Annotated in this window: 24 protein-coding genes; 9 read left to right on the top strand and 15 right to left on the bottom strand. The window is 65.7% G+C overall.

Annotated features, from left to right (window positions below; genetic code table 11):
- Positions 1 to 3: 3 nt before the first annotated feature.
- The 12 genes from NX784_RS05685 to NX784_RS05740 form a co-directional block, all read right to left on the bottom strand.
- Entirely contained in the window at positions 4 to 1,203 is a 1,200-nt protein-coding gene (locus NX784_RS05685) for a DUF192 domain-containing protein (protein ID WP_258815694.1), read from the bottom strand.
- Positions 1,204 to 1,207: 4 nt separating this feature from the next.
- The gene (locus NX784_RS05690; RefSeq protein WP_258815695.1) at positions 1,208 to 2,140 is read right to left on the bottom strand and encodes a type II secretion system F family protein; all 933 of its coding nucleotides are present in this window, start codon (positions 2,138 to 2,140) and stop codon (positions 1,208 to 1,210) included.
- Positions 2,141 to 2,147: 7 nt separating this feature from the next.
- Positions 2,148 to 3,008 (bottom strand): type II secretion system F family protein, encoded by an 861-nt coding sequence (locus NX784_RS05695; RefSeq protein ID WP_258815696.1) that lies wholly within the window; start codon positions 3,006 to 3,008, stop codon positions 2,148 to 2,150.
- Positions 3,005 to 4,831, bottom strand: coding sequence for a TadA family conjugal transfer-associated ATPase (locus tag NX784_RS05700; RefSeq protein ID WP_258815697.1), 1,827 nt, complete (start codon positions 4,829 to 4,831; stop codon positions 3,005 to 3,007). The genes NX784_RS05695 and NX784_RS05700 overlap by 4 nt, the downstream gene beginning before the upstream one ends.
- Positions 4,832 to 4,846: 15 nt before the next feature.
- Positions 4,847 to 6,484: a type II and III secretion system protein family protein gene (locus NX784_RS05705; protein ID WP_258815698.1), complete on the bottom strand. Its 1,638-nt coding sequence runs from the start codon at positions 6,482 to 6,484 to the stop codon at positions 4,847 to 4,849.
- A 109-nt stretch (positions 6,485 to 6,593) separates the two neighbouring features.
- Positions 6,594 to 7,547 carry a Flp pilus assembly protein CpaB gene (cpaB, locus tag NX784_RS05710; RefSeq protein WP_258815699.1) on the bottom strand — a complete coding sequence of 318 codons (954 nt, stop codon included), beginning with the start codon at positions 7,545 to 7,547 and terminating at the stop codon, positions 6,594 to 6,596.
- 11 nt (positions 7,548 to 7,558) lie between these two features.
- Positions 7,559 to 7,774, bottom strand: coding sequence for a type II secretion system protein (locus NX784_RS05715; RefSeq protein ID WP_258815700.1), 216 nt, complete (start codon positions 7,772 to 7,774; stop codon positions 7,559 to 7,561).
- Positions 7,771 to 8,553 (bottom strand): hypothetical protein, encoded by a 783-nt coding sequence (locus NX784_RS05720; protein ID WP_258815701.1) that lies wholly within the window; start codon positions 8,551 to 8,553, stop codon positions 7,771 to 7,773. The genes NX784_RS05715 and NX784_RS05720 overlap by 4 nt, the downstream gene beginning before the upstream one ends.
- Before the next feature lie 4 nt (positions 8,554 to 8,557).
- A complete protein-coding gene (locus tag NX784_RS05725) occupies positions 8,558 to 9,379 on the bottom strand; it encodes a hypothetical protein (protein WP_258815702.1) in 822 nt (273 codons plus the stop codon).
- On the bottom strand, positions 9,376 to 10,269 hold the full coding sequence (locus NX784_RS05730) for a hypothetical protein (RefSeq protein WP_258815703.1): 894 nt from the start codon (positions 10,267 to 10,269) through the stop codon (positions 9,376 to 9,378). Before NX784_RS05730 ends, NX784_RS05725 begins: the two co-directional genes overlap by 4 nt.
- Positions 10,266 to 11,645 (bottom strand): pilus assembly protein TadG-related protein, encoded by a 1,380-nt coding sequence (locus NX784_RS05735; RefSeq protein ID WP_258815704.1) that lies wholly within the window; start codon positions 11,643 to 11,645, stop codon positions 10,266 to 10,268. The genes NX784_RS05730 and NX784_RS05735 overlap by 4 nt, the downstream gene beginning before the upstream one ends.
- A gap of 84 nt (positions 11,646 to 11,729) precedes the next feature.
- The gene (locus NX784_RS05740) at positions 11,730 to 12,035 is read right to left on the bottom strand and encodes a pilus assembly protein (protein ID WP_258815705.1); all 306 of its coding nucleotides are present in this window, start codon (positions 12,033 to 12,035) and stop codon (positions 11,730 to 11,732) included.
- 582 nt (positions 12,036 to 12,617) lie between these two features.
- Between NX784_RS05740 and ubiE the strand changes: the two genes are divergently transcribed.
- The 5 genes from ubiE to NX784_RS05765 all read left to right on the top strand — a co-directional run bounded on the left by ubiE (position 12,618) and on the right by NX784_RS05765 (position 17,250).
- On the top strand, positions 12,618 to 13,352 hold the full coding sequence (ubiE, locus tag NX784_RS05745; RefSeq protein ID WP_166859477.1) for a bifunctional demethylmenaquinone methyltransferase/2-methoxy-6-polyprenyl-1,4-benzoquinol methylase UbiE: 735 nt from the start codon (positions 12,618 to 12,620) through the stop codon (positions 13,350 to 13,352).
- A 9-nt stretch (positions 13,353 to 13,361) separates the two neighbouring features.
- Positions 13,362 to 14,303 carry a Tim44 domain-containing protein gene (locus tag NX784_RS05750; RefSeq protein WP_258815706.1) on the top strand — a complete coding sequence of 314 codons (942 nt, stop codon included), beginning with the start codon at positions 13,362 to 13,364 and terminating at the stop codon, positions 14,301 to 14,303.
- 81 nt (positions 14,304 to 14,384) lie between these two features.
- Positions 14,385 to 15,065 carry a ubiquinone biosynthesis accessory factor UbiJ gene (locus tag NX784_RS05755; protein ID WP_258815707.1) on the top strand — a complete coding sequence of 227 codons (681 nt, stop codon included), beginning with the start codon at positions 14,385 to 14,387 and terminating at the stop codon, positions 15,063 to 15,065.
- The gene (gene ubiB, locus NX784_RS05760; protein ID WP_258815708.1) at positions 15,065 to 16,633 is read left to right on the top strand and encodes a ubiquinone biosynthesis regulatory protein kinase UbiB; all 1,569 of its coding nucleotides are present in this window, start codon (positions 15,065 to 15,067) and stop codon (positions 16,631 to 16,633) included. Before NX784_RS05755 ends, ubiB begins: the two co-directional genes overlap by 1 nt.
- Positions 16,633 to 17,250 carry a methyltransferase domain-containing protein gene (locus NX784_RS05765; protein ID WP_258815709.1) on the top strand — a complete coding sequence of 206 codons (618 nt, stop codon included), beginning with the start codon at positions 16,633 to 16,635 and terminating at the stop codon, positions 17,248 to 17,250. Before ubiB ends, NX784_RS05765 begins: the two co-directional genes overlap by 1 nt.
- A 13-nt stretch (positions 17,251 to 17,263) precedes the next feature.
- Here the strand turns inward: NX784_RS05765 and NX784_RS05770 are convergent, their stop codons facing one another.
- From NX784_RS05770 to NX784_RS05780, 3 genes are all read right to left on the bottom strand, one after another.
- Positions 17,264 to 18,271: an NADP-dependent oxidoreductase gene (locus tag NX784_RS05770; protein ID WP_258815710.1), complete on the bottom strand. Its 1,008-nt coding sequence runs from the start codon at positions 18,269 to 18,271 to the stop codon at positions 17,264 to 17,266.
- A gap of 27 nt (positions 18,272 to 18,298) precedes the next feature.
- Positions 18,299 to 19,105, bottom strand: coding sequence for an oxidoreductase (locus tag NX784_RS05775; RefSeq protein WP_258815711.1), 807 nt, complete (start codon positions 19,103 to 19,105; stop codon positions 18,299 to 18,301).
- Positions 19,106 to 19,199: 94 nt separating this feature from the next.
- Positions 19,200 to 19,808, bottom strand: a complete 609-nt coding sequence (locus NX784_RS05780; protein ID WP_258815712.1) for a TetR/AcrR family transcriptional regulator — start codon at positions 19,806 to 19,808, stop codon at positions 19,200 to 19,202.
- Between the two features lie 352 nt (positions 19,809 to 20,160).
- Here NX784_RS05780 and NX784_RS05785 point away from each other — a divergent pair, with 352 nt between their 5' ends.
- The 4 genes from NX784_RS05785 to nudB all read left to right on the top strand — a co-directional run bounded on the left by NX784_RS05785 (position 20,161) and on the right by nudB (position 23,597).
- Entirely contained in the window at positions 20,161 to 20,472 is a 312-nt protein-coding gene (locus tag NX784_RS05785) for an FmdB family zinc ribbon protein (RefSeq protein ID WP_258815713.1), read from the top strand.
- A 79-nt stretch (positions 20,473 to 20,551) separates the two neighbouring features.
- Complete coding sequence (locus NX784_RS05790) at positions 20,552 to 21,175, top strand: DUF502 domain-containing protein (RefSeq protein WP_258815714.1); 624 nt, start codon at positions 20,552 to 20,554, stop codon at positions 21,173 to 21,175.
- Positions 21,176 to 21,256: 81 nt separating this feature from the next.
- On the top strand, positions 21,257 to 23,050 hold the full coding sequence (gene aspS, locus NX784_RS05795) for an aspartate--tRNA ligase (RefSeq protein WP_258815715.1): 1,794 nt from the start codon (positions 21,257 to 21,259) through the stop codon (positions 23,048 to 23,050).
- A 91-nt stretch (positions 23,051 to 23,141) separates the two neighbouring features.
- Positions 23,142 to 23,597, top strand: coding sequence for a dihydroneopterin triphosphate diphosphatase (gene nudB, locus NX784_RS05800; RefSeq protein ID WP_258815716.1), 456 nt, complete (start codon positions 23,142 to 23,144; stop codon positions 23,595 to 23,597).
- Positions 23,598 to 23,634: the final 37 nt, after the last annotated feature.

Consider the following 23,634-nt stretch of genomic DNA (forward strand, 5'->3'; position numbering starts at 1 on the left):
GAGTCAGCCACCCGAGCACACGGGACAATCGCTCCCCGTGCACGGCGTTCCCGGATCGACGGGGTCATGGGGCGTGCAGCCGATGCCGGTGCAGGTCGGCGGCGGGTTCTGGCTCACGGGCGGGTCGCCCGGGTTCGTCGGCGTGCCGTTGTTGCCCGCGCCCGGTGAGCTTTCCGGCGTCTGTTCGATCGCGTCGGACTGCATGTGCATCGTGACGTTGATCGTCAGCGGAATGCGGCCCGCCTGCACGAGGGCCGTGTATTCCGGGTCGTTGCCCGGGTCCATGGCCTTCAGGTAGGCGACGAACACGGTGCTCGCCACCGGAATCTTCGGCAGGTAGCCGTGCAGGATGCGCAGCTTGAGCAGGTTGGCGTCGTAGATCGTCTGGCCGGAAGTGGCCCCGATTCTCTGGTCCTTGGAGCTCAGGTTGGCGTTCGGGATCACGAGCTTGCCGCCCGTGTTGTACTTCACCGCCAGCTTCGGCTCTTTCCAGTCGGCGAAGCTTTCGGCGGTCGGGTTGAGCATCCTGATCCGCGCGACGTTGTTGACGTTGATGTCGGTGGTTGCCTTGGCCAGCGCCGTGGCGATCTCGGTGGGGCTCGTCCCGCCACCGTACATCGGTACCAGCGCCTTCGCGTATTCGGCCTTGATCGTGGCGAGGTTCGCGTGGTCCATGGTCCCCGCGCGCGCCGCCATGAACGTCGCGTGATTCACCTGATTCTTGGCAAAGAAGATCATCGCGTACTGCAGGATGCCCAGCCCGATCAGCGTCAGCATCGGGCCCACCACGATGAATTCGACCATCGCGATACCGCTTTGCGCATGCGCGCGCAGGCGCGGTGCGTCCCTGCGTGCGAGGCCGGGGTGGACGAGGCGGTCGCCCGGACGGATGCCCAGGCGGTCGATGGCGCCGGCCGCCAGTTCGAGCGTGTGGCGCGCGCCGCGCTGCGCGCTCGCGCGCCACGGCTTCAGGCGCGGCACGCACGCGAGGACGATGCCGTTTGCGTCCAGGTACACGACGTCGATGGCCTGGCGCATGAAGGCGCAGTGCACGCTGGCGCAGCGGGTCAGCAGGAGGCCGGCGCTTGGTGCGAGCGGCGGCGCCAGCATCAGGCCGCGCAGGCGCGACCAGAAACCGTCCGCGAGCGCGATGTCGAGCGGGTGCGCGCCGCTGGCCGTGTGAAGGATCGTACGGTCCGTCATGGTCTTACAGTCCCTCCTGCATGAATTTCATCGCGATGGGGAAGAACAGCACGATGAACGTGCATGGAAAAATGAAGGCGATCAGCGGGAACAGCAGCTTGACCGGCGCTTCCATCGCCAGCTTCTCGGCGCGCAGGAAGCGCTCGCTGCGGCGCTGGTCGGCCTGCGCGCGCAGCACGGGGCCCAGGCTCATGCCCATGCTTTCTGCCTGGATCACGGCGCCCGTGAACGTGCTGACGCCCGGTTCGTTGAGGCGCTCGGCCATTGTGCGCAGCGCCTCGGCGCGGCTGCGGCCCGCACGGATGTCGCGCAGCACGCGTTGCAGCTCGTCGCGCAGCATGCCCTTGGGGCCGCGCGCGACGGCCTGGCTCAACGCGCCCTGCAGGTTCAGGCCCGCCTCCACGCACAAGGTGATGATGTCCAGGTAGAACGGGAGGCTCTTGAGCAGTTCGCTGCGGCGCAAGGTGACGCGGTCGCGCAGCCACATCGCCGGATACGCGTAGCCGAACAGCGCCCCGGCCGCGGCGACCTCGAGGTACACCGTCGCGCTGGCGCCGTTGGCGAACATGTCGGGGCGGTCGAACGACCCGAGCACCCACCAGCACAGCAGCGCGACCAGCACGGCGCTGACGAGACGCGCGCCGAGGAACTGGCTGGGCGTCAGCGCGTAATCGAGGCCCGCCTTGCGCAGCCTGGCCAGCGTGTCGCGGTGCGATTTGTCCGACAACAGCGGATCGATGAAGTAGGCGGTCCAGTGGATCGGCCACCATACCGCGCGGAACGCCGGCGGCGGCGGGTCCTTGAAGGCGCGGTCTTCCTGCGGCACGTCGGCCACGGTGCGGCTCAGGAGCCAGCCGGTCAGCGCGGCCGCCAGGCCGATGGCCACGGCCAGCAGCATGAGCACGAAGTCGGGATGCTTGAGCAAAAAGTTCAACATGGCGTCCTCACACGTCGATGGCAACGATCTTGCGGATCACGTAGATGCCCAGGCCCTCGAACACCGCGAGCACGGCGAGCGTGGCCCAGCCGATCCGTTCGTTCCACAGGTGAGACATGGCCTCCGGCTCCATCCGGTTCAGCACGAGCATCAGCGCCACCGGCAGCGCGCCGACGACCCAGGCCTGCAGCTTGCCCTGCGCCGTCAGCGCACGGATCTTGCCTTCCATTTGCAGGCGGCTGCGGATCGTGTTCGCGGTACGTTCGAGCGTCTCGGCCAGGCTGCCGCCCGTCTCGGTGGCGATGCGCATCGCGGACACGACGAGCGTTGTCGTCTGCGTCGGCACGCGGCGCGCGAGGTTCGCGAGGCTCTGTTCCAGCGGCAGGCCGAGGCGCTGCTCGCGCAGCAGCAGCGAGAATTCCTGGCCCAGCGGCGCCGGTGCCTCGGCGACCAGCTGGACCATCGCGGCGTTCAGGCCGATACCGGCGCGCATGCCGCCCGCCAGCATCATGAGGGCGTCCGGCAGCTGTTCCTCGAACTTGTGCATCCGGCGGTTGCGCATCCACGCGTACAGCGCGCGCGGGAAGAGGCCCATCATCAGCAGCACGGGCAGCGCCAGCATCATGCTGCCGGAGGCCATCCACACCAGCAGCGGCACCAGCGCCACGACGGCCATGTTGGCGGCGAACAGCTTGCGCGGGTCGATGAACAGGAAGAACTCGCGAGCCTGGAAGTTGGCGCGCTTGGTGAAGCTGGTGCGGTAGCGCTTCAGCGTCGCGGTGCCCATGTCGATCACGAACCAGGTCAGCACGGCGGCCGCCAGGGCGATCACGAGGCTGAACGACATCAGGACGGTGCTGCTGTTCATCGCCGTGCCTCCGCCTGCAGGTGGGTCACGCGGCCGTCGTCGTCGTCGTCGCGCTCGTCGGGGTGCGGCGTGAACAGGGCCATGTCGAGTTGTGCTCCAGTCGCGCGCAGCTCTTCGTAGAACGTGGGAACCATGCCGCAGCCCGTGAAATAGCCCTGGATGCGGTGCGTGCCGCGGTCGCCGGCATAGCCGCGGCTGACGAAGCGGAACACGTCCTGCAGCTGGATCTTGCCGCTCTCCATGCCGGTGATCTCCGTGATGCACGTGACCTTGCGCGAGCCGCACGAGAAGCGGGTCTGCTGCACGATGATGTCGACGGCCGATGCGATCTGCTCGCGGATGGCGGTCAGCGGCAGGTCCATGCCGGCCATCAGCACCATCGTCTCCAGGCGCGCGAGGCCGTCGCGCGGCGTGTTCGCGTGCAAGGTCGTGAGCGAGCCTTCGTGGCCCGTGTTCATCGCCTGCAGCATGTCGAGCGCCTCGGCGCCGCGGCACTCACCGACGACGATGCGGTCGGGGCGCATCCGCAGCGTGTTGCGAACCAGGTCGCGGATGGCGACCGAGCCCTTGCCCTCCACGTTCGCGGGCCGCGATTCGAGGCTGATCAGGTGGTCGTGGTGCAGCTGCAGCTCGGCCGCATCCTCCACCGTGATGATGCGTTCGCCGTCCGGGATGAAGTTCGACAGGATGTTGAGCAGGGTGGTCTTGCCCGAGCCCGTGCCGCCGGAGACGATGATGTTCTTGCGCGCCTCGACGCACACCTGCAGGAATTCCGCCATCTCCGGGCTGATGGCGCCGAAGTCGACGAGGTCGGACGCGCTCAGCTTGCGCTTCGCGAATTTACGGATCGTGAGCGTCGGGCCTTTCAGCGCAAGCGGCGGGATGATGGCGTTCACGCGCGAACCGTCCTTCAGGCGCGCATCGACCATCGGCGACGATTCGTCGATGCGGCGGCCCAGCGGCGCCACGATGCGCTCGATGACGCCCAGCACGGCGCGGTCGCCCGTGAACGTGAGCGGGTGGCGCTGCAGGCGGCCGTTGCGTTCCACGTAGATCTGGTCGTAGCGGTTCACCATGATCTCGGAAATGCTGTCGTCATCGAGCAGTTCTTCCAGGGGCCCGAGGCCGATGGCTTCGTTCAGCACCTGGCGGCTCAGCAGCGCCGGGTCGAGCTCGCGCGGCAGCTCGCCGGCCAGTTCTTCCATGATGGCGTCGATGAGGGCGCCCGTTTCGCTGCGCAGCTGCGCGTCCGACATCGCCGACACGTCGCGCCGGCGCAGGTCGATGGCGTCGAGCAGCTTGTTGTGGATGCGCTTGCGCCATTCGAATTCCAGTTCCTTGACCGGCGTGGCGGCGACGACGACGGGGAAGCCGTCGGCCGGGCGCTCGTCGGCGCGATTGCGCAGCACTTCTTCCTGCGCCTGCACGGCCTGTTCGCGCGAGGCGCGCAGCGCGTCGCTGGCGTTCTGGTTGCGCTGCGTGGCGGTGCTCGAACGCGAGCCGGGCGCCGCGGCCTGCGCGAAGCCGGCCGGTGCGACTTCGAGCACGCGCAGGCGGTACGGGCCGATGGCGATCACGTCGCTGCCGCGCAAGGGGCCGTGCTGCACGGCGATGCGCGACTCGTTGACGAACACGCCGCCGAACGCGCCCATGTCTTCCAGCAGCACGCCGCCGGGCGTGCGGAACAGGCGCGCGTGCTCGCGGCCGACGCGCCAGCTGTCGAGCCGGACCTCGCTGTCGCGGCCCTTGCCGATGACGCAATCGTCCGGCGCCTGCACGAGGCGGCGCGCGCCGTCCGGGTCGGTGATCTCGATCTGTAGCATGGCTCCTCCTCGCGCTTACTCGGTTGCGGTGTCCGTCTGCGCACGTGCGGCGGGCGGCGCGGGCGGCAGCGCCGGCACGGCCTGGTTGACTCTTTCGGCCGGACGGCCCGGCTGCAGCGGATCGCTCAGGTGCGGCGGCCCGTCGAGCCGCTCGGACAGGCGCTGGTTCGTGCGCTGCACGCGGTCGACGAGGCCGGGCGTGCGTGAATCGACGATGGTCGGGGTCACGAACACGACCAGTTCCGTCTCCTTGTTCTGGTAGCGCTTCGAGCGGAACAGCGGGCCCAGTACGGGCAGGCTGCCGAGGAAGGGCACCTTGTCGACATCGCTGCTGATGTTGCGCTGGAGGAGGCCGGACAGCACAATCGTCTCGCCGTCGTGCGTGTTGAACTCCGTCTTCGTCCGGCGCGTCAGCAGCGCCGGGCCGGCGGCCGTCGTGACGGACGGGTCGATCGAGCTCACTTCCGATTCGATCACGGCGCGGATGACGCCGTCGCGGCCGATCTTCGGTTCGATGTCGAGCTTGATGCCGTACTGCTTGAACAGGATCGTCACGCCCTGCTGTGAGGCGACGGAATACGGGAACTCGCCGCCCGCGAGGAAGCTGGCCTTGAAGCCGCTGCGCGCCGACAGCTGCGGTTCGGCGAGGACGCTCGCGGTGCCTTTCTGTTCCAGCAGGTTGAGTTGGGCCGCCAAGCCCATGTTCACGCCGCTGAGGATGTTCAATGCCGACGGCAGCGTCGCCGTCGTGCCCGCGCCGCCGCCGGGCTGCGAGTCCGTGACGGGCAGGCCGTTGCCGGCGCCGCTGGCGGGGATGTCGATCGTGTACGGACCATCCTTGCCGCGCCGGATCGGGCGCCATACGCCGGCCAGCGCCGCGCCGCCCGTGGACGTCCATTTCATACCGATCTCGCTCAGCTGCGTCTTCGGGAATTCCACGACCTTCACGTCCATCATGACCATCTTTTCCCAGCCGACGGCGCTGGTGAAGTTGACGATCTGCGGATAGCGCTTGGCCAGTTCGGCCACCTTGTCGCGGTCTTCGTCGGACAGCGCGTTGCCCTCGACGATGACCTTGTCGCCGACGACCGACGTCTTGACGTTCGGGATCGTGGCGAGGAAGGTCGCGACTTCGCGCGCGACGCGCGCCATGTCGCCCGGCACGATGTGGACCTTCACGCGCTGGTAGCGGCCGTTGCCGTTCCAGACGAACAGTGTCGTCGTGCCGGGCGCGTTCGCGAACAGGATCACTTCGCGGTCGTCGAGCGCGGACGCGGACAGGATGTTGCCGTTGCCGACTGCGATCCGCGCGAGCCCCGGCGCCGGGAACACGCGCGACTCGCCGACGAACATTTCGACGTCCGGCACCATCGCGTCGTCGGCGCTGTCCGTCTTGCCGATCGGCGCATACGGCACGTCCGCGGCGGCGCCGCGGCGCGCGGCCGGGCGGGCGTGGCTGACGTCGTCCAGCACGTTGCGGCGCGTTTCGGGCGCAGGCGTTGGTGCGGCCGCGGCTGCGGGCGCGGGCACGGCCGCGACGGGGCCGGCCTGGGCGGACGGGATGGACGGGGCAGTGGCGCAGGCGAGGGCCACGCAGGCGGCGAGGACGCCGCGCAGCGGCAGGCGGGTCGATGTCGGTACGGTCGATGTCATAAAGGTTGTGCTGGGAAGTTGGCGCCGCCGCGGTGAGCGGCAGCGGTGAATTCAAAACGCCGGCGGCCTGCGTGTCCGCCGGCGGCAAATCAAATGGGCCTGCGGACGGTCACGGTGCGCCTGCGGCCTGCGCGGCCGCGCTGCCTGGCGCCGGCGCCGGTGCCGGTGCGGACCCGGCGTCCGCCGTGTCGGCACCCGGACGGGGCGCGAGGCGCAGCGCGTCCGGCGGCAGGTTCTTCATGCTGCCGCCGTACAGGACCGGGATCTCGCGCCGGCCGCGGCCGCCGCCACGCACCGGGGCCGCACCGCCGAGGCCCAGCAGGGCGGCCACGTCGTACTTGCCGGCGATCGGCTGCTTGTCCTGCGGGTTGCGCAGCAATGCGGTCATGCGGCCCCCGTCGCGCGCCGCGATCAAGAGGCGCGCTTCCTCCGGGCTCGTGTTGATGGTGACGGTCGAGTACTGGCGCGGCCCGCCGGACTTCGGATCGTCCAGCGAGCGCTGGCCGGTGGCCATCACGGCCACGTTCTGCATGACGGGGAACGTCGATTTCTTCCCCTCGCGCTCGACCGTGACGAGCAGGTCGATCGTGTCGCCCGGTTCCAGCATGCCGGAGATGGAATTGATCTCGTCGACGGGAACCGTCATCGCGCGCCGGCCCGCTTCCACGCGGGCGGAGAACGTGGGCATGCGCTGCGTCTCCATCAGGCCCCACAGGATCATCTCGCCGCTCTTGACGGGATACGCGAGGCGCTGGCCGTCGACGCGCTCGAAGTCGTCGGGCAAGAGCGCGGCCGAGTGCGCGTATTCGGCCGGGATCGGGCGCAGCGCCATGTTTTCGGCGGACAGCGCCGCGCCTTGCGGGATGTCGTGCTTGGCCACGATGACGGTGACGGTCTTGCCTTTCGACGTCGCCTCGATGGCCTGCATCTGGCGCGTGAGGTAGCTGCGCGCGGCCAGTGCGGCGAGCACGCCGATGGTCAGCGCGACGCCCAGCAGGATCCAGGTGCGGTTGGGACGGAATTGGCGGATGCGTGTAACGGTGGCTTTGGCAGTGGAGTTCATGGCATGACTTCTTACGAGGGCAGCGAAAGGGCGTAGCTGAAACGGTCGTAGGCATTACGGAAACCGTCGAGCAGGATCTGGACGGCGGTGCGCGGCGCGCCGGTGCCGCCCGTGTCGCCCAGGCCGGGCAGCGGAACGAACAGCGCCAGCGCCAGCGCGGCGCAGACGACGACGTATTCCATCAACGATTGGCCGCGCTGGCGCGCCGGACGGCGTTTGTAGTTCATTTGATTGCCTCCACGAGGTTGGTGGTCTGGATCACGATGCTGGTGTAGCCCTCTTTGATGGCGGGGCGGATGACGGCCATCGCTTCCTTGTTCTTCCCCTTGAAGAACAAGGTGCGTCCGGCAGCCAGCGTTTCCGGCAGCGAGGGCGCCCGCGCCGTGTCGGGGCGCGCTTCGCGTTCGAGGACATAGCCTTCCGCCTGCAGTTTGTCGACGAGGTAGTCGCGGTTGAGCTGCGGGCTCTGGCCGTTCTCCGCCATGACGTAGGCCGTGGCCTTGCCGCGTTCCGTCGACGTCATCTGGTTCACGAGGCGCGTGCCGTACGGCAGGCGCGCGAGCAGGTGTTCGTTGACGGCGCGCGTCGCGTCGCGGCGGTCGTAGGCCGTCTTCAGGTCCGACACGGTGACCGTGCCGCGCGTGCCGGTGCGTCCGTTCGGCAGCGCTTCCAGCATCACCGACACGTAGTAACCGCCCCTGGCCTGGCCCAGCACCAGCTTGTCCATCACGACGTCCTCGACGAGCGGCTGGCCCAGGCTGCGGCGGAACCATTCGGCCGTCTCGAGCGGCGCCGTGTTCGTCACGAAGCCCTGCAGCCGCATGGGATAGCCGCCGACCGACAGTTGTTCGCCGATCTGGAACGGCTTGGCGCCGGACGGCAGCGCCACGCTCGGCCAGGATGCGGCCGGTGCGGCGGCGCAGGTTGCGCCGGCCAGCAACAGCGCGGCGGCGAGCGCGCACGCGCGGGCGCGGGACGGGCGGTGGAGGGAGGTGGCGTGCGTCATGGTGTCAGTGGACGAGACGGTCGGCCGGCACCTCTTCGCGCCAGTAATCGAGCTGGCCGATCTTCGGGCCGCAAGTCATGCAGACCCCGCCGGGCAATTCCATCAGCCCGACGGCGGGATCGATGATCGGCTTTAACCATCCGAGCGCGGCGCCCGGGTTGACGATCCCGCCATCGATGTGGCTGATGACGTCGTTGGGGTCCCGCGCCGTCCAGGCGTCCGGGACGAGGTCCACGTGGCGCCGGAGCACGAGGTTGATCGCCTTCAGGCCGTCGTAGCTGTGCGTCGGGCCGTTCAGCGTCCCCGGCAGGTTGGCGACCGTCACGCTCACGTTACCGCGGAAGATGCCGCGCGCATTCAGGTCCAGTGCACTGTGGTGGAAGAAGACCGTGTCGTCGGACGCGCCGCGGAATCCGGCGGCGCGGTTCGTGCTCGCGGTCTCGCCGAAGCTGACGCCCACGTCGTTGTCGAAGCTGCGGATCAGCGAATTGTTCAACGGATCGCGCCAGAACAGGTTCTGGTGCGCCTTGAAGTCGCCGGGCACGTCGTTGGTCTTGATGGGCGCGGTCGGATTGCTGAAGAACCGGCGCCGCACCTCGCCCGCGAGCTGGCCGTCCGGCTTCCAGCCGCCGTTCGCGGCGTCGTTGCGGATGGTCGCGTCGAACGCGACGTAGCGCGCGGCCATCTCCGTCGAATGCACCATGTCCTGGTATTTCGCGATCATCGGCAGCAGCAGGAAAATGGGGACCAGGACCAGCGCCAGACCGAGGAATTCGACCAGCGCCTGGCCGCGCGCGACGCGCCGGTGGAGGTGCCGCGGGCTCATTGGTCACGCCCCGACGTGATCGTGTATCCGCCGGACAGGTAAGGCGTGAAGATGGCGGGGTCGACGGGCATGTCGAACTTCACGTCGACGGCCTTGATCTTTTCCGGGCCGAAGATCTCCATCAGCACGACGCCTTCGGTGCCGGCGGCGGGAATGAAGCTGCCTTCCTTGCTGACGCAGGCGCCGGCGCCGCCGGGCGTGGGTTGCACGACTTCGCAGACGTGGCCGGCGATGGTCAGGCGCTCGGCAGCCGCCGCCGCCCCCGGTGCAAGGCCCGTCAACTGGCGCACGGCGTTCATCCGCTCCGTCAGGCGCGGGTCGGCCGCGAGCGCCGCAGTGGTGGCGTCGTACTGCGCGCGCGTGGGGCTGCGCGGGCGGGGCGCGGCGTTCGCATGGCCCCTCGCATCGCATTCGCCTTCGGCCTTTTTGTCGACGAGGTCGATGCGGCACTCGCCTTTGGTGGAACTCAGCACGGCGCTGCGCCGCTCGATTTCGTACAGGCTGCAATCTTCGGCCATTTGCACGCCGTAGCTCACCGAGTAGACGATGTTGCGGTTCGGCGCCGAATAGTCGAAATTATGGACGCGCAGGATCTGGTCCGGGAACGCGGCGGGGGGATGCGCGGGGCGGCCCAGGCGCCGGTTGGCTTCGACGCAAACCGCGACGGCATGCTTGAAGGTCTCCCGCAGGCTGCGGAAGTGCGGGCTGTTCGCATACTCGTCCTTGCGATGGACGTAGTGGACGGTGACCGGCCTTGCGGCGCGTCCCAGCGCCGTGTGGGGCGCGCTGGCGGCGTCGACTTGCCGTTCGACGGCGGTCATGGCGGGTGCCAGCGGCGCGGCGAGCGTGAGGATGAGTGCCGCGCAGGCGCGGGAACGGATGTGATTCATGGTGTTGCGACTCCTTGCAGCGCAGTTGCGGCGGCCACGACGGCGGTGGAGTTGCCGACGAGGTGGACTTGCCAATACGGGTTGAACAGGCTGCCCAGCTCGGTGGCACCGTCCTTTTCTCGCTCGTGGTCGAAATAGACTTCCGACGTCGCGACGGCGGCCAGCACGCCGCCGGCCGCGGCGCCATCGAACATGTGCAGGCGGCCGCCCGGCTTGACGGCCGACGTGCCCGCCGACGTTCTCGTCTGGTTCATGGGACGCGTGACGCGGATGGCGAATTGCAGCCGCGGATCGGGGTGGCTCGACCCCGTCGGCGTGTAGTTGAGCGCCGCGTCGGACAGCTCGTAGAACTCGGGCACGCCGCTGTAGTACCAGGCGCTGCTGGGATTCGACGTCGTCTTGCGATGGCCGTTGCCGAGTGAGTAATTGGCGGTTGTGACGCAACGGAGGCTCAAGCCGCGGAATCTCTTTTTGCGGATCTCGAAGTGGGCCTGGTCGCGGGCTTCCCACGAGTTATAGCCGTTGAGTACGGTGCCGCCGGAGCGGTCCGCGGTGCCGCTCGGGACAGCCGGGTTGCAAGGCCAGGGCGACGATGACGTCCACGACCGGTTATGCACGAAATCGTCGCTATTGACGACGTGGACGATGAGGTCGCGCATGCGCTGGCGCTGGTTCCCCGTATGACGGGAAATGAAGAAGCCGCCGCCCTGGAATGACGTCCAGTCGTCCTTCAGCGGCAACGGCGTGACGGACACGCTCCCGTCGTTGCGGTAGTTGGCGTCCGCGACCTCCTGGACCAGGGCGGTGCGCGCGTACAGGAAACCGGCGAACATGGTCGCCTGCATCGCTTTCAGTTCCGCTTTGGCGACCTCGGCGGCCGCCACGGCGATGGCGCCTCCACCCAAGCCCCCGCCCGTACCGTTGACAATGCTGTCGGCGTAGTTCACCACCGTGTAGCCGGCAGGATAGGACAGCGCATAGCACAGCGGTATATAGGTCGTCGTCGCCAGTGCGACCGGCACCGAATACTGCGAATAGCAGTACAGCGGCGGCACGCCCTGCACATGGCCTTTCGAATACTGCAGCCACGACGAGATGCTGACCATCTGCGCGATCGTCGCCTCGTTGGCAATCAGCGCACGGTTCGTGTAGGCGTCGAAGTTGAGCGCGCGCGCGTGCATGACACCGGCGCTGTACGCCACCGCGTCGGCCGTGTTCACGAGCTTGGTCTTCTCGGCAGTCAATTGTCCGGTGTTAAAAACATAAAACGTCGCGGCGGCCGCGCCCAGCAGGACCGCGATCCCGAAAACCAATGCCTGGCCGCGCTGCCGGAGGGACAGGCGCGGACGGCGGGCGGATGATGTGAAGTCGGGCATGGTTGATGCGGTTGTTACGGGCCGTCATGCCGCCGCCGGAGCGGCGGCGTTCGGGCCGGGTTACGTCGCGATGGGATCGACCGATCAGTTCGTACCGGCGGAACCGGCCGTCTGCTGGTTGCCGTAGGTCGACAGCGAACGTTTCGTTTGCGCGGTGGTCGCTGCCGTCGAACCGGCGGTGGCGGCGCGCGTGACGTCGGCTTGCGCGTCATTACCGCCGACCTCGCTGGCGATCGCGCCCATCTGGGTGCGGACCGTGGTGCCGAACAGCTGGGTCACGGCGATGGCGGCGACGGCGATCAGGGCGACGATGATGATGTATTCGGTCATGCCCTGACCGGATTCTTTACGGTTGCGGCGGTTGAGACGGGTCACAAAATTGTTTCGCATGAGAGCCTCCTTGTTGAGAAAGCGCAAAGACTATCACCCGAAACAATGCTTCTCAATAAAACTTCTTATTCTAAATTTAACTATTTGGTGCAGTGCGGTAACTCCGTTTTCCTAGGGAAAAAGAAAAACACACACGCTCGGCAGTACCCAAACTGTGAAATTTATTGTAGTAAATTGAACAAGTGAAAGTTTCCGGTCGGGTCAGTGTGAAATTTCACACTGATTCAAAAGATTTAAGCAGGACAAGTTTTATTGTTAAATGGATTTCATTCGCGTTTGTAACAACTGTGTGTGATTTGGTGAGAATGGCTGAGTTCGCTCAGTCGGCTTTCTCACCGGCGCGAGGAGGGCGCCTGCGCGGTCGCGAACGGCCCGGAACGGGCCAAAAATCATGCAAAAAAAATTTTCTGGCCTGTGCTATTCATGCAACATAATCGTGTGGTCCTTGCGAGCTCATCCATTTTGTGCTTGGTGCATATTTCGGCTTTCGGAAACGCGCTTGTAGCCGGACGGTAAGGCACCTTTAAGGTGGGTTGCACACCCCCCTTGTATAATGTGGCAACACTCAACGGCTCGCTACTTATGACCAACACCACCCATTTCGGCTACAAGACCGTCTCCGAGGACGAGAAGGTCCACGAGGTCGCCAAGGTATTCCACTCGGTCGCGTCCAAATACGACGTGATGAACGACCTGATGTCCGCCGGCCTGCACCGCGTGTGGAAGGCGTTCACCATTGCCCAGGCCGGCATTCGCCCCGGCTTCAAGGTGCTCGACATCGCGGGCGGCACGGGCGACCTGTCGAAGGCGTTTGCCAAGCAGGCCGGGCCGAGCGGCGAGGTCTGGCTCACGGACATCAACGAGTCGATGCTGCGCGTGGGCCGCGATCGTCTATTGAACAAGGGCCTCGTCACCCCCACCTTGTTGTGTGACGCGGAAAAGCTGCCGTTCCCCGACAATTACTTCGACCGGGTCAGCGTCGCCTTTGGCCTGCGCAACATGACGCACAAGGATGCGGCGCTGGCGGAAATGCGCCGCGTGCTCAAGCCGGGCGGCAAGCTGCTCGTGCTGGAATTCTCGAAAGTCGCGGCGCCGCTGCAAAAGCCGTACGACGTGTATTCGTTCTCGGTGCTGCCTTGGCTGGGCCAGCGCATCGCGGGCGATGCCGACAGCTACCGTTATCTGGCGGAATCGATCCGCATGCACCCGGACCAGGAGACGCTGAAATCGATGATGGAGACGGCGGGCCTGGAACGCGTCCAGTACTACAACCTGACGGCCGGTGTGGCCGCACTGCACACCGGCATCAAACTCTGAGGTGAACTCATGAAGAAGTTTTTGGCCAGCATGTTGATCGCGGTGATGGCGCTGTCCAGCGTCGCCGATGCGCGTCCGCTCGGCGGCAGCCGGTCGTTCGGCCGCCAGTCGCAGTCCGTGAGCCGGATGCGCACGCCGGCACCGCCGCCCGCGCCTTACCAGCAGCCGTCGTACCAGCGTCCTGCGCCGGCGCCTGCCGTACCGGCGCCGCTGCCGGTGAAGCGTCCGAGCATGTGGAAGGGCGTGCTGGGCGGTGCGCTGCTCGGTCTCGGCCTGGGCGCGCTGTTCTCGCACTTCGGCATCGGCGGCGCCATGGCCGGCGCGCTGTCGTCGATGTTGATGATCCTGCTGCTCGTGTTCGCCGTCATGTTCATCGTGCGCATGTTCCGCCGCAAGGATACGCCGGCGAATTCCGCCTTCACGGGCTTCAACCCGAATCCCGTGCCCGCGTCGGCCACGCCGGAAATCGGTTCGGGCCTGAACGGCGGCTACCAGGGCAACGCAGGCGGCTTCCAGCCGGGCTTCTCGAACGGGCCCTCGCTCGACAAGGCGGCCCCCGCGCACCAGCCATGGGGCGTACCGGCCGGCTTCGACACCGACGCGTTCCTGCGCCACGCGAAGGCCTCGTTCATCCGCATGCAGGCCGCCTGGGACCGTAGCGACCTCGCCGATCTGCGCGAGTTCACGTCGCCCGAGGTGTACGCCGAACTGTCGCTGCAGGTCCAGGAACGGGGCGGCCAGCCCGACTTCACGGAAGTCGTCAACATCGATTCCCAGCTGCTGGGCATCGAGACGACGGAGCGCGACTATTTCGCGAGCGTGCAGTTCAACGGCATGATCCGCAATGCGCCGGGCGCGCAGCCGGAACCGTTCGTCGAAGTGTGGAACCTGGCCAAGCCCCTGAACGGCAGCGGCGGCTGGGTCCTGGCGGGCATTCAGCAGATTACTTAAAAATTTTGCAATCTAAAAACTGGTAAGATCGAAACCGCCCGACGATGCCGGGCGGTTTTATTTTGTGAATACGAATCCCTCATGTCTTCGACTTCCTCTTTCCTGTCGCCGCAACGGGGCTTGACGGCCCCGGCCGTGGCGACGATCAACCACTTGCTGGCGCAGGAAGCGTGGGCGCGCGATGCCCTGATGCGCCACGCCGGCAAGACCGCCTGCATCGACACCGGCCATCTCGCCTTGCGCATGCGCGTCGCGCGCGACGGCATGCTCGAGACGGCGGGCGCCGACGACGCGGCCAGCGTCACCATCCACGTCAAGTTGTCCGACGTGCCGCTGATCCTGCAGAACCGCGACCGCGCGTTCTCGTACGTGCGCATCGAGGGCGATGCCGAGTTCGCCAACACGATCTCGCAACTGTCGAAGGGCTTGCGGTGGGATGCCGAGCACGACCTCGAGCGCCTGTTCGGGCCGATCGGCGCCGTGCGCCTCGCGGACGGCGCGCGCTCGGCCGTGACGGGCGCGGCCACGGCCAGCCGCCGCCTGGCGGAGAACGTCACCGAATTCCTGCTGGAAGAACGGCGCGTGCTCGTGCGGCCGGCCGTCGTCGACGAGTTCGCGGACGACGTCGGCCACCTGCGCGACGACGTCGAGCGTACGGCCAAGCGCATCGCCAAACTCGAGCAAAAACTGGCGCAACAAATGGCCCAACAAGCGGAGCGCAGTGCCGCGCCGACGATTCCTGATACACCTTCGGACCACTGATGATCCTGAAATTCCTGCGCCTGCTGAAGATCTTCACCGTCATCGTCAAATACGGCCTGGACGAGATCGCGATTTCCGGCCTCGACGTACCGCGTACCGCCCGCGTGATCAATACCGTCTTCTTCTGGCGCAGCTTCACGTCGCCGCGCGCGATCCGACTGCGGCTGGCGCTGGAAGAGCTGGGCCCCATCTTCGTGAAGTTCGGCCAGGTATTGTCGACGCGGCCCGACCTGATGCCGCCGGACATCGTGGCCGAGCTGTCGCTGCTGCAGGACCGCGTGCCGCCGTTCGATTCCGACCTGGCCGTCGCCCAGATCACGCGCTCGCTCGGCGCGTCGCCGGACATGCTGTTCGCGTCGTTCGATCGCACGCCGATCGCGTCCGCGTCGATCGCGCAGGTGCACTTCGCCACGTTGAAGAACGGCAGGGAAGTCGCGGTAAAAGTGCTTCGTCCGGGGATGAAGTCGACGATCGACGAAGACGTCGCCCTGATGCAGATGGCGGCCGGCGTCATCGAAAAAGTGTGGGCCGACAGCCGCCGGCTGAAACCGCGCGAAGTCGTGGCCGAGTTCGACAAATACCTGCACGACGAACTCGACCTGATGCGCGAGGCGGCCAACGCCAGCCAGCTGCGCCGCAACTTCGCGAATTCCGACTTGCTGCTCGTGCCGGAAATGTACTGGGACTATTGTTCCAGCAGCGTGATCGTGATGGAGCGCATGAACGGCATCCCGATCTCGCAGACGGACCGCCTCGTCGCGGCCGGCGTCGACCTGAAAAAACTGTCCAGCGACGGCGTCGAGATCTTTTTCACGCAGGTGTTCCGTGACGGCTTTTTTCACGCCGACATGCACCCTGGGAATATCCTCGTCTCCATCGATCCGGCCACCTTCGGCCGCTACATCGCGCTGGATTTCGGCATCGTCGGCACCCTGAACGATTTCGACAAGGATTACCTGTCGCAGAACTTCCTCGCGTTCTTCCGGCGCGATTACAAGCGCGTCGCGGAGGCGCACATCGAATCGGGCTGGGCGCCGCGCGACACCCGCGTCGACGAGCTGGAGGCCGCCGTGCGCGCCACCTGCGAGCCGATCTTCGACCGTCCATTGAAGGACATCTCGTTCGGCCAGGTGCTGCTGCGCCTGTTCCAGACGTCGCGCCGCTTCAACGTCGAAGTGCAGCCGCAGCTCGTGCTGTTGCAGAAGACCATGCTGAACATCGAGGGCCTGGGCCGCCAGCTCGACCCGGACCTCGACTTGTGGAAGACGGCGAAACCGTACCTGGAGCGCTGGATGGCGGAGCAGGTCGGCTGGCGCGGCCTGGCCGAGCGCCTGAAGGCCGAGGCGCCGCGCTTCGGCCAGATCTTCCCGCAGTTGCCGCGCCTGATGCACCAGGTCTTGCACAAGCGCGCGTACAGCGACCTTGACTTGGGCGACCTGGTGGCGAGCATGCTGGTCGAGACGCGCCGCGCCACGCGGCTGCTCGTCTTCGTCGCGTGCGCGACGGGCGTCATCGCCGTGCTCGTCGCCGGCATGTTCGCGTCCGGGCATCTGCACTGGACCCCGTGATGGCCGCGCCGCCGGCGTTCTCCAGCCGCGATCCGCTGTCGCCGCAATTCTGGGACGAGCGTTTCGAGCGCGCGTTCACACCGTGGGAGCGGGGCGGGGTGTCGATGGCGTTGCGGCGGTTCGTCGCAGCTGCCACGCGCCCGCTCGTTGCGCTGGCGCCGGGCTGCGGCACCGCGCACGAACTGGCCTTGATGTGCGAAGCCGGCTGGGACGCCACCGCCATCGATTTCTCGCCCGAGGCCGTCGCGCGCGCCCGCGCGCTGGCGGGGCCGTGGGCCGACCGCATCGTGCAGGCCGATTTTTTCACGTATGCACCGGCGCGGCCGCTGGACCTCGTCTACGAACAGGCGTTCCTGTGCGCCATGCCCCGCGAGCGTTGGGATGCCGTCGCGCGGCGCTGGGACGCGCTGCTGGCGCCGGGTGGCGTGCTGGCCGGCTATTTCTACTTCGACGATGCGGCGAAAGGGCCGCCGTTCGGCATCTCCCGTGCGCGGCTGGACGAGCTGTTGCACAACGGGTTCGAGTGCATCGCGGATGAGGCGGTCGAGGATTCCATTCCCGTGTTCAAGGCGAAGGAACGGTGGATGGTGTGGCGCAAGCGCCAGCGTATGCGCTGACCGACCCGCGGCGTCAATCCGCTTCCATCTGCAGTACGACCTTGCCTTTGGCGCGACCTTGCTCCAGGTAGGCAAGACCCGCTTTCGCCTGGGTGAACGGAAACACCTTATCGATCACCGGCCTGATGCGCCCGGCTTTCAATAGTTCGCCGATACTCGCGAGCTGGCTGCCGTCGGGACGGACGAACATGAAGCTGTAGGTTGCGCCACGTCGTTTGGCAAGACGCCGGATTTTGGCACTCAGCAAACCAAACACGAGTTTCATCACGAAGTTCATGCCGCGTGCCCGCGCAAATGCCGCATCGGGCGGACCGATCAAGGAAACGACTTTGCCGCGTGGGCGCAGGATGTCCAGCGCCGTTTCCAATCCATCGCCCCGTGTCGTTCCCAGCACGGCGTCGTAGTCGTGCAGCACGTCTTGGACGTCCTGTTTTTTGTAGTCGACCACTTCATCTGCACCGAGCGTGCGTACCAACTCGATATTGGCCGTGCTGGTGGTCGTACCCACGGTCGCCCCCAGGTGCTTTGCCAGTTGGATCGCAAAGGTGCCGATGCCGCCGGAACCAGCGGGTATGAAGATTTTTTGGCCGGGCTTGAGTTGCATGTGCTCTTTGAACGATTGCCACACGGTCAAACCAACCATGGGGATCGATGCGGCCTCGATAAAGCTCAGGTTCGCCGGCTTCAGCGCTGCCGCGTGTTCAGGCACCGCGACGAATTCCGCGAAGCTGCCGTTGCCAAGGTCGAACACGCTGCCGTACACCGCATCGCCTGGCCGGAAGCGGCTTACGCGGCTTCCGACCTCAACCACCACGCCCGCGAAATCACTGCCCATCGTTGCGGGCAGTTGAAATTTGAGGATGGGTTTGAACATCCCCTTCGGGATCATGTTGTCGATTGGATTCAGGCCAGCGGCGCGTACCTTGACCAGGATGTCGTCGGGCCCGATCGTTGGACGAGCGACGTCGGCGAATGCGAGCGGCTCCGCTCCGCCATATCGTTTCAAAACGAGTGCTTTCATGTCATGTTCTCAGTAGGGGAGGGCCGGTCAGGACAGGCGCAAATCCTTGCGCAAGCCCGCATCCATCACGCCGGCCGGGGCAAACCTGCGCAGCAGGCGCAAACGTCCCGCCAGTCCGCCTGCCGTGTAACGCAGCTTCGGGCTGGCGGCTTGCGCGGCCTTGAGCACCGTTCGCGCGACCACCGCCGGACCTTCGGCCGACTCCATCACTTCGGATACGCGTTTGGTCACCGCCACGCGTATGTCGCGATAATCCTCGACCATGGCATCCGCCTGCAGAAGGTTGGCGTCGAACGGTGTTTTCGTGTAGGCAGGCTCGACCACCACGGAGCGAATTCCCCAGTTGCGCAATTCGTGATCCAGGGATTCCGAATAGCCTTCAATTGCATGCTTGGTCGCGGCGTACAAGGCGCCATATGGCATCGGAAGGAAGCCGAGTACCGAGCCCATATGGATGATACGTCCGGAACCCCGGCTGCGCATGTGCGGCAGCACCGCACGCGTCATGCGTACGACGCCAAAGAAGTTGGTATCGAAAATCGCTTGCGCCTGTTCGATCGAGCTTTCTTCGGCGCCGGCGGGTGCCACGCCGAACCCCGCGTTGTTGACGAGCAGATCGATACGGCCTTCCTTTCGCAAGACGGTATCGATGGCTTCACGCACCGAGACATCGCTGGTCACGTCGAGCGCGATCATGTCGAAGGGACGCGTCTTGCCGGGCTTGATGCTGCGGCTCGTGCCGTAGACCTTATAGCCGGCCTCGGCCAACTGCGTGGCAGTGGCTTCTCCGATGCCGGACGAAGCGCCGGTCACCAGTGCGATCTTGATTTCCATGAGATTTCCTTTTTTATAAACAAAGTTCGTACGCTACGAGGGGCGCAAATATGACGAACGTCATATTTGTGTGCAAAAAAAAGCCCGTGACGCATCAATCACGGGCTGGCAGCAGATACTTGAGCGAGGCCGCGCGCAACGCTTCCGACAATGTCGGGTCGTCCACGGCTCGGGCAACCACCGCGGTACCGACGAGGCCGCATACGAGCATCATCGCCTGCTCATGCGTCTCGCGCTGGCCCCAGCCCGGCATCTGACGCGCGAATAAATCGATCATTTCCTTGATATGGACAGTCGCGGCGCGACGTACTTCAGGCGCCTGGCGGGGCATTTCCGAGCCCAGCGCCGAGACCGGACACCCGGTCTCGATGCCGGCCATGTGCTCATCCGACAAGTACGCCTGCATCATTCGCTGCAACGCTTGGCCCGGCGGCGCAGTCGCCGCAACGCGCGCCGCCAGCGCGACGGATTCGGCACCCGCACGGTCTCCCGCTTCCGCAAGCAATGCGTCGCGCGACGCAAAGTGCGCGTAGAAGCCGCCATGCGTCAAGCCGGCTTCTTTCATGATGTCGGCCACGCCCGTCCCGTCATAACCGCTGCGCCGGATCGCGCGCGCAGCGACTTCCACGATACGGTCATGCGTGGCTTCCTTGCGGCTTTTGGTGGCGACGTTGTTGGTTTTCCTGGACATGACGTTCATCATATCAGCGTTTTGCGTGCGCTGCAGGGCTTGGCGTCGCGCCAAAAGAAAAGGGCCCGCAAGCGGGCCCCGATTTGAAGTGTTTTTCTTCGGTATTGCGGCGTGCCGGAACCGGTCGCGCAAACTTCTGTTTCTTAAACCTTCGTGCAGCTATTGCTGCTGAGAATGCTATTAAAACAGTTAAGTTGATAATCGGCAAACGAAACCCATCCGTGCGGTGACGAAAAACAACACTGTTTCCACGCTGCAGCAACTTGTCGGGAAGGTCATAAGCCCCCTCGATGGCCGCCAGAGTCAAAGTCTCCCGCAAAAGCTTTATAATTCAGGGTTTTGATGATTTTTGCGGAGTATTCAGATGCCGATTTACGCCTACCGCTGCGATGAATGCGGTTTTGCCAAGGATGTACTGCAAAAAGTTTCCGATCCGGTTCTGACCGTATGCCCGTCGTGCGGCAAGTCATCGTTCAAGAAGCAAGTCACCGCCGCCGGTTTCCAGTTGAAGGGTACCGGCTGGTACGTGACCGACTTCCGCGGTGGCAGCGCCCCGGCGACCGGCGCGGCGCCGGCAGCGTCGACGCCGGCGTCGTCCGACGGCGGACCGACCACGGAAGCAGCGGCCGCGCCGGCCCCGGCCGCCGCGCCGGCGAAAGACAGCAGCAGTAACTGACAAACGGCGCCGGCCCTGCGCGGCCGGCGCATAATGTGCACCCGACACTTTCATCGGACGAGACCCGTCACGACTAACGATGCGTAAATATTTCATCACAGGCGCGCTGGTGCTGGTTCCCCTGGCGATCACGGCCTGGGTGCTGAACTTCGTGATCAGCACGCTGGACCAGTCGCTCGTCCTCGTGCCGAGCGAGTGGCAGCCGCGCACCTACATCCCGGGCCTGGGCGCCATCATCACCCTGGCCATCGTGTTCGTGACCGGCGTGCTGACCAATAACCTGGTCGGCAAGTGGTTCGTCCGGATGTGGGAGCGGCTGCTGCAGCGCATCCCCGTCGTGAACTCGGTGTACGGCAGCGTCAAGCAAGTGTCCGACACGCTGTTCTCGTCGTCGGGCAACGCGTTCCGCAAGGCCGTCCTGATTCCGTACCCGCACGAGAATTCGTACACGATCGCCTTTCTCACCGGCGTGCCGGGCGGCGACGTCAAGAACCACCTGGTGGGCGACTACGTGAGCGTGTACGTGCCGACCACCCCCAATCCGACGTCCGGCTTCTTCCTGATGATGGAGCGCAGCCGGGTCGTCGAGCTGGACATGACGGTCGACGCGGCCCTCAAGTACATCGTCTCGATGGGCGTCGTGGCGCCCCCGCCGCCGCTCGACGCCGCGCCCGACACGCACGTCGCCATCGCGGCGGAATAGAACAAGGCAGCAAAGAATCCAGGGCCAGCCAAGAGCCGGCCCACCGAATCAACCAACCAGGATCGAAAAACTATGTCCTCCATGCGTACTCACTACTGCGGCCTCGTGACCGAAGAGCTGCTGGGCCAAACCGTCAGCCTGTGCGGCTGGGTGCACCGTCGTCGCGACCACGGCGGCGTGATCTTCATCGACCTGCGCGACCGCGAAGGTCTCGTGCAGGTCGTCTGCCACCCCGACAATGCCGACGTGTTCAAGGTCGCCGAGCACGTGCGCAACGAGTACTGCCTGCGCGTGACGGGCACCGTCGTGAACCGCCTGGAAGGTACTGCCAACGCCAACCTGAAGTCGGGCAAGATCGAGATCAACACCACCAAGCTGGAAGTGCTGAACGCGTCCGTGCCGGTGCCGTTCCAGCTGGACGACGACAACCTGTCGGAAACGACGCGCCTGACGCACCGCGTGCTCGACCTGCGTCGCCAGCAGATGCAGCACAACCTGCGCCTGCGCTACAAGGTGTCGATGGAAGTGCGCAAATACCTGGACAACCTGGGCTTCATCGACATCGAGACCCCGATGCTGACCAAGTCCACGCCGGAAGGCGCGCGCGACTACCTGGTGCCGTCGCGCGTCAACCCGGGCAACTTCTTCGCGCTGCCGCAGTCGCCGCAGCTGTTCAAGCAGCTGCTGATGGTCGCCAACTTCGACCGTTACTACCAGATCACCAAGTGCTTCCGCGACGAAGACCTGCGCGCCGACCGCCAGCCGGAATTCACCCAGATCGACTGCGAGACGTCGTTCCTGACCGAGCAGGAAATCCGTGACCTGTTCGAAGACATGATGCGCGTCGTCTTCAAGAACGCCGCCGGCATCGACCTGCCGAACCCGTTCCCCGTGATGGACTTCGCCACCGCGATGGGCCTCTACGGTTCCGACAAGCCGGATATGCGGGTAAAACTGCAGTTCACCGAACTGACGGAGCTGATGAAGACCGTCGAATTCAAGGTCTTCAACAACGCCGCCAACATGGTGGGCGGCCGCGTCGTCGGCATGCGCGTGCCGCAGGGCGGTTCGATGCCGCGTTCGGAAATCGACGCGTACACGCAATTCGTCGGCATCTACGGCGCCAAGGGCCTCGCCTACATCAAGGTCAACGAAAAGGCCAAGGGCCGCGATGGCCTGCAGTCGCCGATCGTCAAGAACATCTCGGACGACGTGCTGGCCAAGGTGCTGGAACTGACGGGCGCCGAAGACGGCGACCTGATCTTCTTCGGTGCCGATAAAGCCAAGGTCGTGAACGACTCGATCGGCGCGCTGCGCGTGAAGATCGGCCACTCGGAATTCGGCAAGAAGGCCGGCCTGTTCGAGGAGGTCTGGGCACCGCTGTGGGTCATCGACTTCCCGATGTTCGAGTACGACGAGGAAGGCGACCGCTGGAACGCCACGCACCACCCGTTCACGGCGCCGAAGGACGGCCACGAAGACATGCTCGAGACGAATCCGGGCGCCTGCGTCGCCAAGGCTTACGACATGGTGCTGAACGGCTGGGAACTGGGCGGCGGCTCGATCCGTATCCACCGCGAGGAAGTCCAGAGCAAGGTGTTCCGCGCACTGAAGATCGACGCGGAAGAAGCGCAGCTGAAGTTCGGCTTCCTGCTCGACGCGCTGCAGTACGGCGCGCCGCCGCACGGCGGCCTGGCGTTCGGCCTCGACCGCCTCATCACCTTGATGACGGGCTCCGAGTCGATCCGCGATGTGATCGCGTTCCCGAAAACCCAGCGCGCGCAGGACCTGCTCACCAACGCGCCGTCGGAAGTCGACGAGAAGCAGCTGCGCGAGCTGCATATCCGCCTGCGCAACGAGCCAAAGGTCGCGTAAGGCATGCGTTTGGTGGGCACGGGGTGCCCACCCTACGTCAAGCCCCCGCTTTCGCGGGGGCGACGTTTTTTGGGTACGCTACAATAATCCCATGCCCCACAAGATTCCCGAATCCGTCCTCGTCGTCATCCACACCGCCGACCTCGAGGTGTTGCTGATCGAACGCGCCGACCGACCCGGCTTCTGGCAATCCGTCACCGGTTCCCTCGACCGCCCCGACGAACCGCTGCTGGAAACGGCGACCCGCGAATTGTTCGAGGAAACGGGCATCGCCGCCGATGGCGAGCGCATCGTCCTGCACGATTGGCACCTGTCGAACATCTACGAGATCTACGAGACCTGGCGCCACCGCTACGCGCCCGGCGTCACGCACAACACGGAACACGTGTTCTCCGTCTGCGTGCCGCGCGACATCGCGATCACGCTCGCGCCGCGCGAGCACGTGCAGTACGCGTGGCTGCCGTTGCTGGCCGCGGCCGACCGCTGCTTTTCCAGCTCGAACGCGGAAGCCATCCTGCAATTGCGGCATCACTTTCCCCCGGCGTAAGCGAATTGCCACGCCCGCATTACCGAATCGTGTATTT

It is taken from the genome of Massilia pinisoli (genome assembly GCF_024753285.1).
Taxonomy (GTDB): Bacteria; Pseudomonadota; Gammaproteobacteria; order Burkholderiales; family Burkholderiaceae_D; genus Telluria; species Telluria pinisoli.

Excerpts from the sequence above, each read along its gene's own strand:
- NX784_RS05685 (WP_258815694.1), bottom strand. The coding sequence starts at position 1,203 with ATGACGGACCGTACGATCCTTCACACGGCCAGCGGCGCGCACCCGCTC.
- NX784_RS05690 (WP_258815695.1), bottom strand. The coding sequence starts at position 2,140 with ATGTTGAACTTTTTGCTCAAGCATCCCGACTTCGTGCTCATGCTGCTG.
- NX784_RS05695 (WP_258815696.1), bottom strand. The coding sequence starts at position 3,008 with ATGAACAGCAGCACCGTCCTGATGTCGTTCAGCCTCGTGATCGCCCTG.
- NX784_RS05700 (WP_258815697.1), bottom strand. The coding sequence starts at position 4,831 with ATGCTACAGATCGAGATCACCGACCCGGACGGCGCGCGCCGCCTCGTG.
- NX784_RS05705 (WP_258815698.1), bottom strand. The coding sequence starts at position 6,484 with ATGACATCGACCGTACCGACATCGACCCGCCTGCCGCTGCGCGGCGTC.
- cpaB (WP_258815699.1), bottom strand. The coding sequence starts at position 7,547 with ATGAACTCCACTGCCAAAGCCACCGTTACACGCATCCGCCAATTCCGT.
- NX784_RS05715 (WP_258815700.1), bottom strand. The coding sequence starts at position 7,774 with ATGAACTACAAACGCCGTCCGGCGCGCCAGCGCGGCCAATCGTTGATG.
- NX784_RS05720 (WP_258815701.1), bottom strand. The coding sequence starts at position 8,553 with ATGACGCACGCCACCTCCCTCCACCGCCCGTCCCGCGCCCGCGCGTGC.
- NX784_RS05725 (WP_258815702.1), bottom strand. The coding sequence starts at position 9,379 with ATGAGCCCGCGGCACCTCCACCGGCGCGTCGCGCGCGGCCAGGCGCTG.
- NX784_RS05730 (WP_258815703.1), bottom strand. The coding sequence starts at position 10,269 with ATGAATCACATCCGTTCCCGCGCCTGCGCGGCACTCATCCTCACGCTC.
- NX784_RS05735 (WP_258815704.1), bottom strand. The coding sequence starts at position 11,645 with ATGCCCGACTTCACATCATCCGCCCGCCGTCCGCGCCTGTCCCTCCGG.
- NX784_RS05740 (WP_258815705.1), bottom strand. The coding sequence starts at position 12,035 with ATGCGAAACAATTTTGTGACCCGTCTCAACCGCCGCAACCGTAAAGAA.
- ubiE (WP_166859477.1), top strand. The coding sequence starts at position 12,618 with ATGACCAACACCACCCATTTCGGCTACAAGACCGTCTCCGAGGACGAG.
- NX784_RS05750 (WP_258815706.1), top strand. The coding sequence starts at position 13,362 with ATGAAGAAGTTTTTGGCCAGCATGTTGATCGCGGTGATGGCGCTGTCC.
- NX784_RS05755 (WP_258815707.1), top strand. The coding sequence starts at position 14,385 with ATGTCTTCGACTTCCTCTTTCCTGTCGCCGCAACGGGGCTTGACGGCC.
- ubiB (WP_258815708.1), top strand. The coding sequence starts at position 15,065 with ATGATCCTGAAATTCCTGCGCCTGCTGAAGATCTTCACCGTCATCGTC.
- NX784_RS05765 (WP_258815709.1), top strand. The coding sequence starts at position 16,633 with ATGGCCGCGCCGCCGGCGTTCTCCAGCCGCGATCCGCTGTCGCCGCAA.
- NX784_RS05770 (WP_258815710.1), bottom strand. The coding sequence starts at position 18,271 with ATGAAAGCACTCGTTTTGAAACGATATGGCGGAGCGGAGCCGCTCGCA.
- NX784_RS05775 (WP_258815711.1), bottom strand. The coding sequence starts at position 19,105 with ATGGAAATCAAGATCGCACTGGTGACCGGCGCTTCGTCCGGCATCGGA.
- NX784_RS05780 (WP_258815712.1), bottom strand. The coding sequence starts at position 19,808 with ATGATGAACGTCATGTCCAGGAAAACCAACAACGTCGCCACCAAAAGC.
- NX784_RS05785 (WP_258815713.1), top strand. The coding sequence starts at position 20,161 with ATGCCGATTTACGCCTACCGCTGCGATGAATGCGGTTTTGCCAAGGAT.
- NX784_RS05790 (WP_258815714.1), top strand. The coding sequence starts at position 20,552 with ATGCGTAAATATTTCATCACAGGCGCGCTGGTGCTGGTTCCCCTGGCG.
- aspS (WP_258815715.1), top strand. The coding sequence starts at position 21,257 with ATGCGTACTCACTACTGCGGCCTCGTGACCGAAGAGCTGCTGGGCCAA.
- nudB (WP_258815716.1), top strand. The coding sequence starts at position 23,142 with ATGCCCCACAAGATTCCCGAATCCGTCCTCGTCGTCATCCACACCGCC.